This window comes from Alkalihalobacillus sp. CinArs1, from assembly GCF_947387515.1.
Lineage (GTDB): Bacteria > Bacillota > Bacilli > Bacillales > Guptibacillaceae > Guptibacillus.
In genome coordinates this window covers 265,006-283,212 of sequence record NZ_CANDOB010000003.1, presented here as the reverse complement: position 1 = coordinate 283,212, position 18,207 = coordinate 265,006, and the positions used below count along the sequence as shown (strand labels likewise).

Genomic DNA, 18,207 nt, shown 5'->3' with positions numbered 1-18,207 from the left:
TTGGCTAAGAGTGCCTGTCCCACTGCTATATAACTGTGAAAAATTAGGGATCAGGGGCCGATATTGTGAAAAGTGAGTTAATAACCGAATTAATAAGAGAGTCCACCCTATGAAGGGATTGGGCTCTTTTTTGGCAGTAATTAGGCGGATTGACCTTGCATTACGGTGTAAGTACTTAAAAATGTAATTACTATTTTTGGAAGTAACGCAATTGACAGAGAGTTGACGAAAGGGAGCATTTATATCATGTTGCTTTCAATCCCGGCGCAAGCGCATTTCGCTTGTGATTTACAATACAGAAAATTAACCAAGAATCACTGAAATCTTCAGAAAAAAATCATTGAATATGAATCATTTGAAAGACCTGTTTGAGGGGGATGTTCTCCTATAATGGCGCTTGACATCCACGGCAAAATCCCTGTAAAAGATTGTGGGTCAGGCATCTTCCTCAGTTCCTCTAAACCTGAATATTTTATACCTCCTTTGTATTTTTTCGTAATAATAGGAATTTTATATATTCTTGAGAACGTCTTCATTTGTATCGAGTTTGCTTTATACTAAAAACGACAGCAATAGACAAAAACGGCTACGGTATGAATATTCATTGCTGTTTTACAACAAGAGAGGAGGAAATTCTATTGTTTAAAAAAAGTAAAGGAATGTTTCAAAAAGGATTGGATGGTATTGAGTATGTAGGGAATAAGCTGCCCCATCCAATTACACTATTTGCTATATTAGCCCTACTGGTTGTCCTACTGTCTGCTATCGTTTCTAGTTTTGGGCTGAGTGTAGAGCACCCTGGGGAAGAAGGAAAAATTGTTGAAGTAAACAACCTCCTTAGTGCAGAAGGTATTGAGTATATTTTCTCCAGTATGACCGATAACTTTATTGGATTTGCTCCTTTAGGGGTCGTCCTAGTGACAATGCTTGGGATTGGAGTAGCTGAAAGAACCGGACTGATTAGTGCATGCTTACGTGGTTTTGTGCTGTCTGTTCCAAAATCATTGATCACTTATGGACTTGTATTTGCAGGGGTCATGTCCAGTGTTGCTTCAGACGCTGGTTATGTAGTATTACCTCCACTAGGGGCTGTCATTTTTGCAGCACTTGGCCGTCACCCATTAGCGGGGCTTGCTGGTGCATTTGCGGGTGTTTCTGCAGGCTTCAGCGCTAACTTGTTTTTATCAGCGACGGACCCCTTATTAGGAGAGTTAACGATTGATGCTGCTGCTATCATTGATCCTGCCTATGCGGCGAATATGAACATAGCGATGAACTACTATTTCATCGTTGTTTCTGTATTCTTGCTAACATTTGTAGGGGGATGGGTCACAGAAAAGATTGTCGAACCCCGTTTGGGACAATACAAAGGCGAGTTCCGTGAAGATTTAAAGGGATTGGATGCTACAGAAAAGAAAGGTTTGAAATGGGCAGGTATTTCTGTCGCTGTAGCAACCGTGCTTGTTGCTCTTTTGATTCTGCCAGCTGGAGCGCCTTTAAGAGGAGAAGATGGAGGGATCATACAATCTCCGTTTATGAGTTCCCTTGTGCCAATTATCACCATTCTATTCTTTATTCCTGGGTTGTTTTATGGCATCGCCGTCAAAAGTATTAAAAATGACAAAGATGTGGCAAACCAGCTTTCTGAGACGATGGCTTCCATGGGGATGTTCATTGTACTTGCTTTTACTGCAGGACAATTTGTAGCTTACTTCTCAGAAACAAATATGGGACTGGTAATCGGTGTTTATGGCGCGGAATTCTTAGAATCGGCCAACCTATCAGGGATCCCATTAATCTTAGGTTTTATTTTAGTGGCCGCTAGCATTAACTTGTTTATTGGCAGTGCTTCTGCAAAATGGGCAATGATGGCTCCGGTATTTGTACCGATCATGATGCAGCTGGGTTATTCACCTGAATTAACTCAGATGGCCTACCGTGTGGCAGATTCTACAACAAATATCATTACGCCTCTAATGACTTACTTTGCTATCATTATTGCATTCGCTCAAAAATACGATAAAAACATGGGAATTGGGACTTTGATTTCTGTTATGTTCCCATATACGATCTTTTTCCTTGTGTCTTGGACAATCATGTTAATTATCTGGATGCTGACGGGCATTAATTTGGGACCAGGCTCTCCTATCCACTATTAATGAGTCAACCGGATACTAATCAACAATCATTCAGTCTATGCTAGTTCATTTGCTTAACAAAATGTTAGCATCTGACCTCATTCTTTTTTTAACATTTTATAAAGCCAGGCATCATTTTTTAAGAGATTAGTGTGGAATATTTGCATTAACTAAGAGAAATTATGAAAGAGAGCTAAAATTTTTAGCTCTCTTTATTAAATTTGGAAAACAACGTGAACCTTATCCTTGAGTAATAAAATGTCCTCTTCATCAAGTATCTTCATATGACATTTAGACCATAGAGTCGCGATATTTGCGTGGTGTATTGAGGAGAAGGTAGGGCTTTGAATGAAGCAGGAAGCGAGGGGACGGTTCAAGCGCTATTGAAAAAGACAATAGAAGGCTAGGATTATCTTGAAATTGAGTCTTATAAAAACGGGAGAGTTAGTTTAAAACCCGATAATGCCAGAGAGGAATTCCATATTTGGAACTCTCCTTTTTTCTATAACTATCAACATTAAACTTTAACAAAGCGTATTGATAGACTTGGATATGTTCTAGTAAAGAAATTTAATAATGAAAAAGATAAAATTGATAACTACATAACGTTTATACATTTATTGGAAGGGTAGTTACTGATTGTACTTGCAAAAATTGGAGCTGGTGTTTTTTATCTGAAGTCAAAAATCGTATCTAAATTGGTTGTCCCTGTATTGAGCTCATAGTTGGTCTCTGGTAGTGTTACTCCGACTTTGGGACTCGAAACAGAAATTTGGATGCTTTCCGAGATTACTGCTGCTCTGGTTCTCTCTGCGCTTAATTATTCGCAAAAATATTAAGATTGAGTATGTAATGGGAGCTAATGGGTCTGATTTCGAAATCATATCAAGTGAATAAACTTTCGAGGAGGTTTAGAAATGTCTTTCGGGAAAAGGTTTCTTATTACATGTTTAATCTTAATGGTTATAATGGGTATTGAATATATATTCTTGCCAGATAATTTAATAATTAAGGCAGTGGCATTAAGTTCGACTACTATGATCGTTACCGCAGTAATCAATAGGAAATACCCTCTAAAAAAGAAAGCAAATTCCTAGCCTAATCTAAATGTATTTAATGAGTACATGATATTAGAAACTATTAGAAATTAGGTCGTACATTTGTCGGATTTCATGTAAGGCGATAGTGATGGAAAAAGAGTCAAATCTATATAGGTAAGTAGTTCAGTTTTGGAGTACAGAAACACAAATTGTACCCTTGATTGAACTGCTTTTTGCTTACGAAAATGCTTATTAATCTGAACCCTAATTTGCAAGGTGAATAGCAGCCAGGACCGCCAGCCTTATTGGAAGAATTATGGTGAAATAAGGTAGAATTAATGTTCAATAAACGGGAGCATATCTCTAGAAAGATATGTTCCTTTTTAATATAAGAGATAGATTTTTCGGAAATGTTTTGAAATAATTGGTATTGAAGTGTTGAGGCAGATGAGGGGGAAATGTATGAGTGAGCAAGTTCAATCATTGAATGAAATTATTGATCTAGGAGATGGATTGAAATTAGTTTATCAAGAACCTGATGAATACTTTAACTATTATTCAGTTTATTATGGACAAAAATATGCAGATTACTTCTTTAGAAGGTCTTCGGGAGCAATGAAAGAAATTGTATCCATTTTTGACTGCGGATATTTCATCATGAACGGTGACAACATCATTGGCGGTGTATTTATAAAACCCAATTTTATGGCGGATTTATTCGTAGTACCTCCTTATGAGGAATATGATGGGTTAGCTCATAAGCTTTTAAACCACTTAAAAAAGGTATCTAATACCGACGAAAAGATTATTGTTAGAGATGTTGTAGAGGAACATGTTGCAACATATGTACAAAGTGGATGTCATGTCAATGAAGTTAATTATTGGATGATTCGTCCAACCCAACCCATAAAGGCTATACTTCCTGATGGATATCTCTCTAACCCAGTTTTAGAAGGGGATATAGCAGATATAGTAGATTTAATAATTGAGTCTTATAGTGCGAATTCAGCTTATAAACAAATCGGAACGAAAGAGGACTATACGAATCACGTAAGAGAGTTCAACGAAATATACCAGCATAATAAAGCCATGGATGAGTGTTCAAGAGTTATTGTAGAACAGTGCACAAATAAGGTTGTTGGTGTGTGTCTGCACATGGAATTTGAAGACTATCCTCTCATCATGAGTTTGGCCGTACACCCTGAGCATCAACATAAAGGTCTTGGAAGATTCTTGTTAAGGCATTCTATAAATATGTCGAGTAAAGAATACCCGGCTACCCGTTTATCCGTAATTGAAGATAATCCAGCGATTAAGCTTTATGAAGATCTTGGATTTATAAAGAATAAATCTTTAACTGAAATGTACTTAGTATGATTTAAGCAAAGCATAATACGAAATGATTATTCAATTATCGGGAGCGATGATCTAAAAGGCAAGAAATAAGAAATAGTAAAGAACGTAAGGGGGAGTTTATGGAGAAGTTAAGTTATCAAGAAGTATGGAATTTGGATAAGATTTTTAGTGGTGGCAGTAAATCGAGTCAGCTTTTAGAACATATTGAGCATTTAGAAGCACTTATCCATGATTTAGAAGGTGTTATTAACTCTTTCACTGATCATAAAACAACAAATAAATTAGTTGAATTAGTAGGAAAAATGGGGAACACTCGCTTAAATCATACTCAAGCTAATTCATATATCACTTGTCTTCTTGCGCAAAACCCAAAGGATCATGACGCTGCTAGCTTAAGAGCAAAAATTGGTCAAATAGAAGCTCGGTTTGAAAAAGTATTATCTAAAGTGAAAAAGATACTATCAAATATCGATGAAGAGCGATGGAGAGAAATGCTAGATACGAAAGAGTTAGAAGGGTATAAATTTATTCTCGATGAATGGCGAGAAAACGCAGATTCGCACTTATCAGAAGATGAAGCAAGTTTAATTTCTGACTTAATGGTTGATGGGTACCATGCTTGGGGCGATTTTTATAAAGGTTTAATAAGCAATATTATCGTAAAGATAAGGATTGATGGAATAGTAGAGAACCTATCAGTTGGACAAGCCATTAATTTGCGTTCACACCATTGTGAAGAAGTGCGAAAGGAAGCTCATTATGCACTGGAATCAATATGGAAAGAGAAGGAAGAACTGTTTGCTAAAGTATTAAATCACATTACTGGCTTTCGTATACAAGTACATAAAAAGCGCGAGACGAAAAATGCTCTAGAAAGTCCTTTGAAGAAGAACAGAATAAAAGAAGAAACGTTGAATACAATGTGGTCAGTTATTAATACATATAAACAATCTTTCTCCAAGTACTTAGATCGAAAAGCTGAAATGATGGGCGATTCTAGTATGAAGTCTTATAACTTTTGGGCACCTGTTACAAACGTTAAGCAAGAAGTACACTTTGGTGAAGCAGTGACATTCATCACGGACCATTTTAGTCAGTTTGGTTCGGAATTAGGAAATTTTGTTAAAGAAGCCTTTAATCAAGGTTGGATAGAAGCTGAAGATCGTCCTAACAAAGCGCCTATTCCCTTCTGTGCTAGTTTTCCAGCTACTGGTGAATCTAGAATCTTCATGACGTATAGTGGTTCTTTTATGGATATGTTAACTCTTGGACATGAAATAGGACATGGTTTTCATAATTACGCCATGAAGTCTGTTGATGGCTTGAATAAGAGCTATCCCATGAGTATTGCTGAAAGTGCTTCAACTTTCTGTGAAATGATTATACTTGATGCGTCAATGAGAAAGGCAAATAATAAGGAAGAAAAAATTGCTATACTAGACGAGAAATTGAAACGTAGTATTATGAACTTCATGAATATTCATTCGAGGTTCTTATTCGAACAGCGATTCTATAAGGAACGTAAAGCGGGTATGATTTCACCCAAACGTTTAAATCAATTAATGGAAGAATCTATAACTGAAGCGTACGGGGGATCTTTAGATCAACCATCTATCTATTCATGGGTTTGGACACCTCACTATTATATTACTCAATCCGCTTTCTACAATTTCCCTTATACTTTTGGGTATCTATTTGCCTTAGGTTTTTATGCGAAGGCAAGAGAAAAAGGACTAGAGTTTGAAGAAGATTATCTGAACTTGCTTCGTGATTCTGGACATATGTCTATGGAAGATTTAGTTATGAAACATCTAGGAGAAGACATTACTTCAAAGGAATTCTGGGAAAAAGGAATGGAGCTATGCGTGAAAGATGTAGAGGAGTTTTTAGACTTAACTTCCAATTAAATAGAGTGAGCCTTAAATACTGTGAACTACAGTAAATCAAATATCTAGAGTTATAGTATTCCGTTAAATGGAGCGTTGATCTAAAAAAGGATTAACGCTCTTTTTGTTTAATATCTAACTGATGAGAAGGATTGTGAGAGACTCACTTTTTTACATATCTAATATTGATGCATTGTTCTTCTCAAAGCTTGTTGGCGTACTAGGATTTAAGGAACTGGTACCAGTACCTTTTTAGTAAATGTCATAAAGTAGTTCAGGATTAGACCACTTAAGCAAACGATTAATAAAGTTCCAATGCCGATTGGTCCTTTAAAAATCATGGCCAGTATTAAAAATAATAGGTAAATAATTGATCTAGAAAAAGTTATATTTGTTCTAGTTAATTCATGTATGATTAACGTTAATCGGTCAATCGGAATTGGTGCAAAATTTGTGTGTAGATATATGGCAGTACCCAACCCTATAACAATTAAGCCGAGTCCAAAGTAAACAACTTTGCTGTACAATAGCTCGGGTGTGTGCAAAGTTTCTAATAAAAAGAGCCACATATCGATACTAATCCCCGTTATAAATGCTGTTAACAAACCCAAAACTTCAGGTTTTTGTCTTTTTAAAAGCGAATTACATCCTATTAATATCAAAGCAATGATTATTTCCCAGGTCCCTACCGTAAAACCCACGTGGATAGACAGTCCTACCAATAGGGCGTCAAAAGGGGAAGTACCAAGGTCAGAATGTATTGTGAAAGAAATGCCGAGGGTTAATAGCAAGATTCCTAATACATAAAAGAACAGTTTCAAATTAATCTACCTCTTCATCATTATTTTTTTGTTGCAAATACAACAAAAATAAGTTAGATTAAGTATACGATGATAAATATTGCATTTGCAACAAAAATTTCTAGGGGGTTAATATGAAGGAAATCCTACGTGAAATTGGAATGATAGCGAGGGCTTTAGATTCTATAAGTAATATAGAATTTAAAGAGTATGACCTCACAAGAGGACAGTATCTTTATCTTGTGAGAATCTGTGAAAGTCCGGGCATCATTCAAGAGAAAGTGGCTGAGTTAATAAAAGTAGATCGTACTACAGCAGCCCGCTCGATTAAGAAACTTGAAATGAATGGCTTTATTGTAAAGAAAGAAGACGAACATAACAAAAAAATAAAAAAGCTTTATCCAACTGAGAAAGGAAGAAAGATTTTTCCTTTTATTAAAAGAGAAAATGACCATTCCAATACCGTTGCCTTAGAGGGATTATCCGAAGAAGACATAGAAAACCTTTTCGACCTTCTTCAAAGAGTAAGGAGAAATGTAGAAAAAGACTGGGAATTTGTTAAAAAAGGAAACAAGAGAAGTTATTGAATATAGAAAGGAGAGAAAGATTCAAATGAATGTTAAGGTGATCAGATGTTCAAAAGGAGATTCACGAAAACTTCAGGAAATTGGTTATCAAACATTTAAGGAGACGTTTGAGGATCAGAATTCTTTAGAAAATATGAAGGCTTATTTGGAAGCAGCTTTTAACATAAAGCAAGTAGAAAACGAGTTATCTAATCCTTCATCGCATTTCTTTTTTGTTTCGATAAATGATGAGGTCGCTGGATATTTAAAGGTTAATACAGGGAATGCCCAATCTGAAGAGATGGATGATGACTCCCTAGAGATTGAACGGATTTATATTATTAATAAATTTCAAAAGAATGGACTTGGTAAGTACCTGTTCAATAAAGCTAACGATGTTGCTTTAGAACAGAATAAAAAGAAAATTTGGCTTGGCGTATGGGAAAAAAACGAAAATGCCATTTCTTTCTATAAGAATTTAGGTTTTGTTCAAACGGGAGAGCACTCTTTTTATATGGGGGACGAAGAACAAACGGACTTAATAATGGTTAAAAGACTCCAATAATAATTAAAGAGGTGAAGGAGCATGTATATTCCAAAGCATTTTAAAGTCACGGACTTCGTTGAAATCAAAGACTTCATTCAGAGAAACTCTTTTGGAACGATTGTAACGACAGAAGAAGGAAAACCTATTGCAACTCATTTACCTTTGGAGTTACATAAACAAGGGGATGACTACTATCTCACTGGCCATTTCGCTTCTGCTAATCCACAGTGGAAAACTTTCGGGGATGATCCTGTTCTTGTGATGTATCAAGGCCCTCATGCTTATATTTCATCCTCTTGGTACAAGGATGAAAATGTGCCCACATGGAATTATCAGGCAGTCCATGTATATGGAACGGCTAGTATTATGACTGAACAAGAATTGCAGGAAAACCTGAAGGCTCTATTACAAAAGTATGAAAAACACCGTGAAAGTGGAGCGTTATGGGAGAAGCTCTCTCAAAAAACCAAAAACCAAATTAAAGGTATTGTTGGATTTAAAGTAAAAGTGCTAGAAGTTCAAGCAGCCTATAAATTGAGTCAAAACCGAAGTGAAGATGACTATGATAACATTATTGATAAACTTGATAAGGAAAACGATTTAAACTCTCAACAATTATCTGAAGTGATGAACGATAGAAAAAGAAAGTGATCCATTCTATGTATTTCCTTTATGAATGATGTTTTTATCTTGAATTCAAGTCTTCAACTAACGGGAGCATATCTATCATCAGATACGCTCTTGTTTTTTAAAGTATGATTGAAAAAATTCCTTCATTTTGAAATGATTGGTGTTGAACAGAGTAGTAGGAAGCTAGGTGTAATGAAATGAATATTACGAAATTAGTAATGGTGCTAATGATAAGTTTAACTATTTTAGGTGGATGCGGGAAAGGAGCAGAGACCATTAAAATTGAGGGGGATTATAGATTTCTCATCATACAAGGTGTAAATAGTAAGGAGATTGCCAGTAATGAGACTAAAAAAGAGTTAGAGAATATTGAGAAAATTAGCACCTTGATACAAAAATTAGAAAGTGTTGAAGTGACTAAACAAAAACCAGAAAAAATTAAAGAGAAGAATAAGTTATTAAATGAAACAGGTAACTACATAATTGCTTTATCAGAAAATGAAAAATTGCAGGGGAAAACCTATTTTATTAATATGTTTGAAGATGGTTCTTTCATTTACCAAGATCCTTCTGGTAACAAGCTTAAATATGTTTCGACTGAAAACCATCCTAAGTTGTATGAAGAGATTAAAGAGCTACTGATGATTTCATTTTAGTAATAATTAATAGTCTATGTTCAATTATCGGAAGCATATCTCTAAATAGATATGTTCCTTTTTCTGTATAAAAATTAGAGGATTATTACTGAACTATTTTAAAATTTGCAGGTCATGAATTAAAACCAGGACACGATATGAAGAAGTTATCGATAGCGATATTACAATTAGAAGATACAATATTTTCAATAATGAAAGACGGTATTGTAACAAATATGTTTGGCAAGATTGTTTTGAGCAGTATGAAAATTATCCCATTTGCTAACCCCGACAGTGTAATTAAGTATTCTTCAACAATATGGAGTTTTACTAAGTAGATATAATCAAATAGCTAAGGGAACCACATTTTGACGGGGTTCCCTTTTTTAGCTTTACATATTGAAATACAATACCACTACATGACTTCGTGGTTGTTTCAAATAATTTTAAATAGTTTGATTTTTCTAGTTACTCGTAGTATCCTGTCTTCATGAATCCGTTTACAAAGAGAGTGAAGGAGGTACAGAATATGAAAGCATTGAAAAACAGATGGTTAATTGCTTTATCAGCTATTTCCATCCACCTTTCCATCGGAGGTGCCTATGCGTATAGCGTATATACCACCCCCGTAAGTGAACAAATGGGTTGGACTCCAACTCAAGTAACGATTGCATTTACCATTATGATGGCACTGGCTGGGTCATCTGCAGCATTGTTTGGTAAGTTTGTTGAAAAAAATGGTCCAAAAAAATCAGCAGCTTTGGCTGGTGTTTTGTTTGGATTAGGACAAGCAGGTTCGGGGATTGCGATCGCGATTGAGTCACTTCCACTTTTCCTAATGGCCTATGGGGTAGCGAGTGGACTTGGACTTGGCATTGGCTATATTTCACCCGTATCAACTCTAGTGAAATGGTTCCCTGACCGAAGAGGTTTAGCAACCGGATTAGCGGTACTTGGTTTCGGAACAGGAGCACTCATTACAGCACCGGTTGCAGCTAACTTAATAACTTCAATTGGAATATCTAATACATTTTACATATTAGGGGCAGCTTACTTTGTATTTATTCTATTAGGTGCTTCTTACATAGCCCCACCCCCTGAGGGCTGGATGCCAGCTTCTATGAAACAAAATATGGCCTCTGGGAAAAAAGTTTATAAAAAGGATTTACAACAATTGACTTCAAAAGAAGCGGTTAAAACAAAGCGTTTTTGGCTGCTTTGGACAATGATGCTTATTAATACTACCGCAGGAATTATGATGATTTCAGTTGCTTCACCAATGGCCCAAGAAGTTGTAGGGTTATCAGCCGCTGCAGCTGCCACGATGGTCGGAATTATGGGTGTATTTAATGGCGGAGGTCGTCTTGGCTGGGCAACAGCTTCAGACTATATTGGCCGCCCCAATGTTTTTCTGATCTTTTTCTTAATACAAACTGTTGCTTTTTTCATGCTTCCTATTACATCAAACATCATCATATTCCAACTCTTAATATTCCTCGTTGTTACTTGTTACGGCGGAGGATTTTCTAATCTCCCTGCGTTTATTGGTGATTTGTTTGGAACGAAACAACTCGGTGCCATTCATGGGTATTTGTTAACAACATGGTCCCTAGGTGGCGTATTTGGACCTATGATTGTCTCTCAAATTCGGGCTAGAACCGATAGTTACACTCCTGTATTTTACGTTTTTCTTGCCTTAATATTATTAGCGCTTGTCGTCTCGATTCTTATGAAATTAGACATTAAAAAGACTGAGAAGGATTTAAAACACCAACAAGAAGAAGCTGTTAATTATTAATTAGCAAACCAAAGCATATGCATTTTTAAGTTGGATCGCGTCTTACCGACGAGGTTCAACTTTTTTCTTGGGAATGAGATTCTCGATTGAATCTTAATCTAGTCACTTTCCTTAGGAGTCTTCCAGATTGCACCCAATCAATGTAATAAGAGAAAGATGAACAAGGTCGAATGTAGAATTACAGCTGAAAGAAGATGAATACTCAAGTGACAATCAATAGGAATCTCCGCAACGTTTTCGACATTTCCCAGACGAAAAATGCCTCTTTATTTTTTACCACTAATTAACTGTATTCTTATCTATTAATTATTGATAAACTTATCTCTGTAATAATTCTGTAATAAAAGAAAAGAGAGAGGGAAATAGTGTCAAAATGACTAAATTATATAAAACGGGGAAAAAGAGTTTATTTTTAATTATTATTTTAATGGTATTTATAACTTCAGGGTTTATTGGTGCAGTGCCGGTAAAAGCTTCAACCGTTTCTACTGCTTATTTTTCTGTAGATGGTGAACTAATTAAGTCGAACTACTATATGCAAAATGGTCATGTCATGGTACCAGATCTATTCTTTAAACACACCGGAGCAACTGTTGAAAAAAATACAAAATACAATTCTATTGCTGTTGTAAGAAATAATTTTGTAGCACTTCCGTTAGAGAAGTCCTATATGGACTATTACGTGAAAGATAAAAACAAATGGGTTCGTGAGTACCTTGCTACCACGACAACTGTTATCAATAATCGTCCCTATATTCCTTTAGTGGTTACAGCAAAAAAGTTAGGGATGAACGTTACCTACGACTCTAAAATTAGAAGGACCTTTATTCAAACAAACACACCAGAAAAACCAATTGCGTACGAAAAGGCTAATATTACAGAAAAGAAGATCGCTTTAACTTTTGATGATGGTCCAGACAAATTGATTACACCTCAACTGCTTGATATCCTCAAAGAGAAAGAGGTTGCTGCTACATTTTTTGTTGTGGGAGAGCAAGTTTCCTACTTTCCTCAGTTATCTAAAAGAATGGTAGAGGAAGGGCATACCATTGCAAATCATACATGGGATCATCCTCAATTATCCAAGCTCTATACGGATGATGTTGTCCAACAGATAAGGTCAACAAATGAAATTATTGAAAAAGTAACTGGAGTAAAAGCTACGTTATTTAGACCCCCTTACGGTGATTATACTTTAGCAGATGCTATTGTATTTGATAGACTTGGATTTAAAAACATCATGTGGTCAGTCGATACAATCGATTGGAGTGGTAATTCAGCGGAAGAAATCCTTTCCATTGTTCACAGAGATAAATCTCCAGGGGGAATTGTCCTTCAACACAATTTCCAAAATAGCAAATTACAAGGAACCGTCGATGCGCTGCCACAAATGATTGATCAATTAAGAGCAGAAGGCTATGAGTTTGTAACAATTGACGGATTATTAAAATAAAAATTGTGATCTTAAATAAGTTGTATCGTTTGTACTTGAACGATATAACAATGTAAATAAATGCATTATGAGTACAGACCCTCGTTGACTAAGTAGTTACGAGGGTTTTTTTTACGCATCTTTCTAGGGTTTCCGGTGCATCGGCTGGAATGGGAAAGGCCACGGCAGCGGTGCTGCTAGAGAAAGGCTACGGGGCAGCGCGAAGAGTCGAGAAGATTGATGCCATTGCGCTGTCACACCCACATTACTATTCTTCACAAGTTGAATGGGCGGAAGCATTTCAAGTTCCAATATACATACACGAAGATGATAAAGAGTGGATAAGTCGAGAATGTAAACACATAGAATTATGGACTGGAGAATGCTCTGAATTTAAAAATGACGAAACCATTCATCGCTTAGGAGGGCATTTTAAAGGTGGATCTGTTCTTCACTGGGAAAAGGGTAATAACGGAAATGGCGTTCTTCTAACGGGAAATGGCTTTGAAAGTAAGACGATTGGAGTTTGATCGCATTTATAACGCTTTTCATAACATTGTTGCCTCTGATGCTAACCGTGTTGTGCAACGTTCAGCTGAACGCTACATTAACGCCCTTAATGGAAGCTTATTTAAGACTTAATTTAACATAAATAGGTGAAGTGATACGATTCACCTATTTGTCATCACAATCCTAAAGAAAAGGCTGAATTGTGAAATGACAAAAATTAACATAAAGTTTATAATTGGACATACCCTCTAATAGGAGGTGTTCAATCTGAAAAAAAGTATCATTGGTCTTGTCGTAATTGTCTGTATAGCTGTATGTGCATATTTTATTTATAATTATAACTCGGAAGAAAAAGCAACTATGAATGAAAGTAAACAAGTTGTTGACCAAGAGAGTATATCCAGGGAAATGGCTCTCATAATGAATGAAGTTATGGAAGGCTTAAAAGATAACGATGTAGTGGGAGATATTCATACAGATTATCAAAAGTCTGTAACGATTCAAACTTCTATAAGAAGTTCTGACAAAAATGCTGATGCTTTAAAAAGTGACATAGAGGAAACAGTAAATGAAATATTAAAGTCGGAAGAACTTAAATCCGTGTCTAAAGTTGATTCATATAAAGTTATAGTAGACTTCAAATGAAAAGTAATTGAAGAGAATGCAGTTATTATTGGCTATGTAGTAGAACGTGAAGGTGATAAAGTCCTTATTATTGATCCAAAAAATAAAAATACATCTATTTGGCTTTCGGGTGCACCAAAAGAAATTAGAATTGGTCAAGAAATTAAAGTTAATCTCGATGGGGTTGTTTTCTTTTCGAAGCCTGCTCAAGCAGAGTTGGGTGATTATGAAATAGTTAGTGAAGTTCAATAAAGAAATACAAGGTTAGGAACTGAAAAATACCATTTATATATTCAAATACATACTCAAGAATAGGGAGCGTTGATCCAAAAAGGATGCGCTCCTTTTTGGTTAAGTTAATAACGGGCATTAATAATGGAAGACCTGAATTTGAGGTATAGTTAAGATGTTTTTTAGAGTTTGAAGCGAATAGAAAATAGTGGTTGTGTAAGACTAAAGCCAATTGTCTATAAGTTAGTTTAATTTGACCCTGTACTATGGTACAGGGTTTAAAATATGGATTGAGGTGATTCATATGGAAATCAAGATTAGCGAACTAGCAAAAATATGTGAAGTGAATAAAGAAACAATTCGTTATTATGAACGTAAATCGTTGATACCAAAACCAAATCGTAACAAATCGGGCTACCGTATATATGGTTCCGCTACTATCAAACGACTACTATTCATTAAGAAAATGCAAGATTTTGGCTTCTCATTAAGTGAAATACACAAGCTTTTAGGGGTGGTCGATAAAGATTCTGATCGTTGTCAGGATATGCATCAATTTGTTTCTGAGAAATTGGAAGATGTTGAACAAAAAATTAAAGATTTACAACGTATTCAAACTATCTTATCTGAATTGAAGGCATGTTGTCCAAATGAACAAGACCTATATGCGTGTCCCATAATAGAGAGTGTTATTGAAGTTAACGAGAGAGAGGCGGATATCAAATGAAAAAGAATAAATGGTTTATTGGGAGCGTAGTGGGATTCTTTATAACCCTTATTTGCTGCACAACACCTCTTTTGGTAGTTTTACTGGGTATATTCGGATTAGGAGCAATAACAGGATATTTAGATTACGTTTTAATTCCACTTTTACTTGTTTTTTTGATACTTACTATAGCTACTTACAAGAAAAGAAAACAAACTTCCCATGATAAGGATTGTTGCTCTTAAGATAATAAAGGAGGAGATTGAATTGAAAAAATTTAAAATAGGAATAAAAGGCATGACATGTACGAGCTGTGAAGAACATGTGCGTCGAACACTTAAAGCAAATGGTGCCGATAATATTATAGTTAACTTTCAAAAAGGATTGGCGGAATTCTATTTACCTGACTATTACAATGAAGAGACTATACCTAAAGCATTACAGAAAACACCTTATCGACCAGAAATGATGAGCCGGGTACCACTAGCTGGTAAAAAAAGCACAACTGAAGAGTCGCTGGATTATGATCTCTTTATTATCGGTTCTGGGGGTGCCGCTTTTTCTGCAGCAATTAAAGCAGTTGAAAAAGGCGCAAAAGTTGCTATGGCTGAAAGAGCTACAATTGGAGGTACTTGTGTAAATATTGGATGTATCCCTTCAAAAACCATGCTACGTGCAGGTGAAATCAACTATCTTTCAAGTAGTAATCCATTTGCGGGATTAAATACAAGCGCTGAAGCAATAAACATGAAACAGCTAACAAATCAAAAGGAAGAACTTGTGCAAGAGATGAGGCAACAAAAGTATGTTGATCTTATTGATGAATACGGGTTTGAATTAATAAAAGGCGAAGCGACCTTTACTGATGAAAGAACTGTTGAAGTCAATGGAAAGAATTACACAGCTGACAAGTTTTTGATTTCAACAGGTGCGTCCTCTTCAGTACCGAATATCCCAGGCTTAAAAGATATTGAATTTCTTACTAGTACAACTGCCTTAGAATTAGAAGTAGTTCCGGAAAAGTTGGCCATAATAGGATCTGGTTATATCGCCATGGAATTAGGACAGCTATTCAATAATCTGGGGTCTCAAGTTACGTTGATGCAGAGAAGTGAACGACTACTGAAAGAATACGATCCAGAAATTTCAGAAGCCGTGGATCAAGCTTTAACTAATCAGGGTCTTCAGTTCATCACTGGAGTTACGTATAAAAAAGTGGAGCGAGACGGCTTAACTAAAAAAGTCTTTATTGAAGTGAATGGTAAGGAACATGTTATTGAAGCCGATGAGGTACTCATCGCTACAGGTAGACGACCGAATACTGACTCACTGAATCTACAAGCAGCAAACGTCGAAGTTGGTGAAAAAGGGGAAGTCATGGTTAATGAATACTTGGAAACAAGCAATCCAAACATTTATGCGGCTGGCGATGTTACATTAGGACCGCAGTTTGTCTATGTGGCTGCTTATGAAGGTGGTATCGTGGTTGAGAACGCACTTGGTAATGCCCGTAAAGAGGTGGATCTCAGATTTGTTCCAGCAGTAACCTTTACGAATCCCTCTATTGCTACAGTTGGTTTAACCGAAAAGCAAGCAACGGATAAGGGATATGATGTAAAGAGTTCTGTTCTTGCATTAGATAGTGTCCCGCGTGCACTTGTTAACCGTGAAACAGATGGGGTTTTTAAATTAATTTTTGACAATAAGACCCAGAAGATATTAGGGGCTCACGTCGTTTCAGAATACGCCGGGGAAGTAATATATGGTGCAACCTTAGCTATACAGTTTGGACTAACGGCAGAAAATTTAAGAAATACGATGACTCCGTACCTAACGATGGCTGAAGGATTGAGGCTTGCTGCATTAACATTGGACAAAGATGTCACTAAGTTGTCTTGTTGTGCAGGCTAACTAATACAAAACATTCATTCTAGTTAAATAGAAGTATTATTTAGATGAAGAGAATCTCTTAAAAAAGGAGATTCTCCTTTTTTTGATTAATAAAAACTTATCAAAGATTATAACTATGTATTAAGTACAAGGTTTACATGCGAAATCATCAAGGGAAATTTACAAAACATACATGGTATGCATATACATGAGGGTTACGTACACTTTGTAAAATATTTATTGACGTGGACTCGACCGATCTTTTTTTCAAGTTCCCCATTTCAAGATCAAGATCCCTGTCTAAAGCTGGCACACGGCCTGCACCGTGTATCGTAAGGTCTGCTTCAAATTGAACTCTTTCTTCATCCTTTTTTGCATGTACAGTGAACTTATTTTTTGAAGCTTAATAGGTAGTTATGAACTTAGACTGAGAAAGAAAGTAATAGAACATAGATCATCGTCACCTCTTATACTTTCTTTACACGTGAAAAAATTCGTATTGATAATCTAGTTTCTAGTAAATAAATAATTTTCCCCAACATAAAGATAATTTTGGTTGATCCTCTGATAGCGATCTCTTTGCACAAAGCTTTTCCACCAACCGTTAAACCGGCTACAATACTCGGAAAGATAATGGCTGTAATGGAATAATAAAAAGAATCATCGGTTTGACCAGCCATTAAGGACAATTGTAATACGACAGCTGCGGATGCTGACCCACTGACGATACCACATATATCTCCAACCACATCATTGAAAAAGCTTGAAAAGACTTCCGCATTTTTACAAACTTGAACAGATTCCTTTGCTCCGTTAATTCTTTTTGATGCCATTGCATGGAATGGGGATTCTTTTGCGGCAGCCGCAGACAATCCAATGGTATCAGAAATTACTCCAATGGTGATAAAGAAGAAAACTGTCATTATACCTAGCACTATAGAAGCGTTAGATAATACAAAGGTAGATATAGATGAAAATATAGAAGCAAGGAATATAGTGAAAACAGTTACTTTCGTACTCCATCCTAATGATCTAGCAAAAAAATCTCTCATTGAATCATCACCTTACACTTTCATTTAATCTTATAACATGTTTATGGAACTAATCTTCTACTCTCTATTAAGCGGAGGATTAGTAAATGTACATATCTTTTTAAGCTTGGCTAATTTTGTTTGTTTTTCTTAAATAGTTAGTTCTTTTATCAAGTAAAGCTATTTTCCGCCATTCTGCGGATAGAAATATCCACTCGACATACGCACGTATTACAGTTAGTAAAATAGCTCCTATTTTACTCCATCGTAGCCATGTAGACATATGGTTCTTACTGGTTTTTTGACTACATAACAAAAAGTTTACTTAGGGAAACTTTTTGTTATGTGGTCAATTCTAAGATGAAACGCAGTGACATGTCAAATTAA

16 protein-coding genes and 1 pseudogene are annotated in these 18,207 nt (G+C 35.9%); 15 read left to right on the top strand and 2 right to left on the bottom strand.

The window, feature by feature from the left end:
- Positions 1-659 precede the first annotated feature (659 nt).
- The 3 genes from PFZ69_RS17135 to PFZ69_RS17125 all read left to right on the top strand — a co-directional run bounded on the left by PFZ69_RS17135 (position 660) and on the right by PFZ69_RS17125 (position 6,441).
- Positions 660-2,159, top strand: a complete 1,500-nt coding sequence (locus PFZ69_RS17135) for an AbgT family transporter (RefSeq protein ID WP_442865207.1) — start codon at positions 660-662, stop codon at positions 2,157-2,159.
- 1,481 nt (positions 2,160-3,640) lie between these two features.
- Positions 3,641-4,555, top strand: a complete 915-nt coding sequence (locus PFZ69_RS17130; RefSeq protein ID WP_270182315.1) for a GNAT family N-acetyltransferase — start codon at positions 3,641-3,643, stop codon at positions 4,553-4,555.
- A 98-nt stretch (positions 4,556-4,653) separates the two neighbouring features.
- Positions 4,654-6,441, top strand: a complete 1,788-nt coding sequence (locus PFZ69_RS17125) for a M3 family oligoendopeptidase (protein WP_270182314.1) — start codon at positions 4,654-4,656, stop codon at positions 6,439-6,441.
- Between the two features lie 206 nt (positions 6,442-6,647).
- Here PFZ69_RS17125 and PFZ69_RS17120 read toward each other — a convergent pair whose 3' ends face one another.
- Positions 6,648-7,241 (bottom strand): YczE/YyaS/YitT family protein, encoded by a 594-nt coding sequence (locus tag PFZ69_RS17120; protein ID WP_270182313.1) that lies wholly within the window; start codon positions 7,239-7,241, stop codon positions 6,648-6,650.
- A 113-nt stretch (positions 7,242-7,354) separates the two neighbouring features.
- Here PFZ69_RS17120 and PFZ69_RS17115 point away from each other — a divergent pair, with 113 nt between their 5' ends.
- The 12 genes and pseudogenes from PFZ69_RS17115 (at position 7,355) to merA (ending at position 16,810) form a co-directional block, all read left to right on the top strand.
- Positions 7,355-7,807, top strand: a complete 453-nt coding sequence (locus tag PFZ69_RS17115) for a MarR family winged helix-turn-helix transcriptional regulator (RefSeq protein WP_270182312.1) — start codon at positions 7,355-7,357, stop codon at positions 7,805-7,807.
- A gap of 25 nt (positions 7,808-7,832) precedes the next feature.
- Complete coding sequence (locus PFZ69_RS17110; protein WP_270182311.1) at positions 7,833-8,351, top strand: GNAT family N-acetyltransferase; 519 nt, start codon at positions 7,833-7,835, stop codon at positions 8,349-8,351.
- Between the two features lie 21 nt (positions 8,352-8,372).
- The gene (locus tag PFZ69_RS17105; RefSeq protein WP_270182310.1) at positions 8,373-8,984 is read left to right on the top strand and encodes an FMN-binding negative transcriptional regulator; all 612 of its coding nucleotides are present in this window, start codon (positions 8,373-8,375) and stop codon (positions 8,982-8,984) included.
- Between the two features lie 176 nt (positions 8,985-9,160).
- A complete protein-coding gene (locus PFZ69_RS17100) occupies positions 9,161-9,619 on the top strand; it encodes a hypothetical protein (protein WP_270182309.1) in 459 nt (152 codons plus the stop codon).
- Between the two features lie 508 nt (positions 9,620-10,127).
- On the top strand, positions 10,128-11,396 hold the full coding sequence (locus PFZ69_RS17095; RefSeq protein ID WP_270182308.1) for an L-lactate MFS transporter: 1,269 nt from the start codon (positions 10,128-10,130) through the stop codon (positions 11,394-11,396).
- Positions 11,397-11,769: 373 nt separating this feature from the next.
- Positions 11,770-12,849, top strand: a complete 1,080-nt coding sequence (locus tag PFZ69_RS17090; protein ID WP_270182307.1) for a polysaccharide deacetylase family protein — start codon at positions 11,770-11,772, stop codon at positions 12,847-12,849.
- Between the two features lie 215 nt (positions 12,850-13,064).
- Positions 13,065-13,470 (top strand): annotated as a pseudogene (locus PFZ69_RS17085) (hypothetical protein); the annotation flags it as partial.
- A gap of 228 nt (positions 13,471-13,698) precedes the next feature.
- The gene (locus tag PFZ69_RS17080) at positions 13,699-13,983 is read left to right on the top strand and encodes a hypothetical protein (protein ID WP_270182306.1); all 285 of its coding nucleotides are present in this window, start codon (positions 13,699-13,701) and stop codon (positions 13,981-13,983) included.
- A 6-nt stretch (positions 13,984-13,989) separates the two neighbouring features.
- Complete coding sequence (locus tag PFZ69_RS21050; RefSeq protein ID WP_442865206.1) at positions 13,990-14,214, top strand: DUF3221 domain-containing protein; 225 nt, start codon at positions 13,990-13,992, stop codon at positions 14,212-14,214.
- 283 nt (positions 14,215-14,497) lie between these two features.
- Positions 14,498-14,920: an Hg(II)-responsive transcriptional regulator gene (gene merR, locus PFZ69_RS17075; RefSeq protein ID WP_270182305.1), complete on the top strand. Its 423-nt coding sequence runs from the start codon at positions 14,498-14,500 to the stop codon at positions 14,918-14,920.
- The gene (gene merF, locus PFZ69_RS17070; RefSeq protein ID WP_270182304.1) at positions 14,917-15,144 is read left to right on the top strand and encodes a mercury resistance system transport protein MerF; all 228 of its coding nucleotides are present in this window, start codon (positions 14,917-14,919) and stop codon (positions 15,142-15,144) included. The genes merR and merF overlap by 4 nt, the downstream gene beginning before the upstream one ends.
- A 52-nt stretch (positions 15,145-15,196) precedes the next feature.
- The gene (merA, locus tag PFZ69_RS17065; RefSeq protein ID WP_442865205.1) at positions 15,197-16,810 is read left to right on the top strand and encodes a mercury(II) reductase; all 1,614 of its coding nucleotides are present in this window, start codon (positions 15,197-15,199) and stop codon (positions 16,808-16,810) included.
- A 446-nt stretch (positions 16,811-17,256) separates the two neighbouring features.
- On the opposite strand, the gene PFZ69_RS17060 is transcribed toward merA, so the two are convergent.
- On the bottom strand, positions 17,257-17,841 hold the full coding sequence (locus tag PFZ69_RS17060; protein WP_270182302.1) for a hypothetical protein: 585 nt from the start codon (positions 17,839-17,841) through the stop codon (positions 17,257-17,259).
- Positions 17,842-18,207 lie beyond the last annotated feature (366 nt).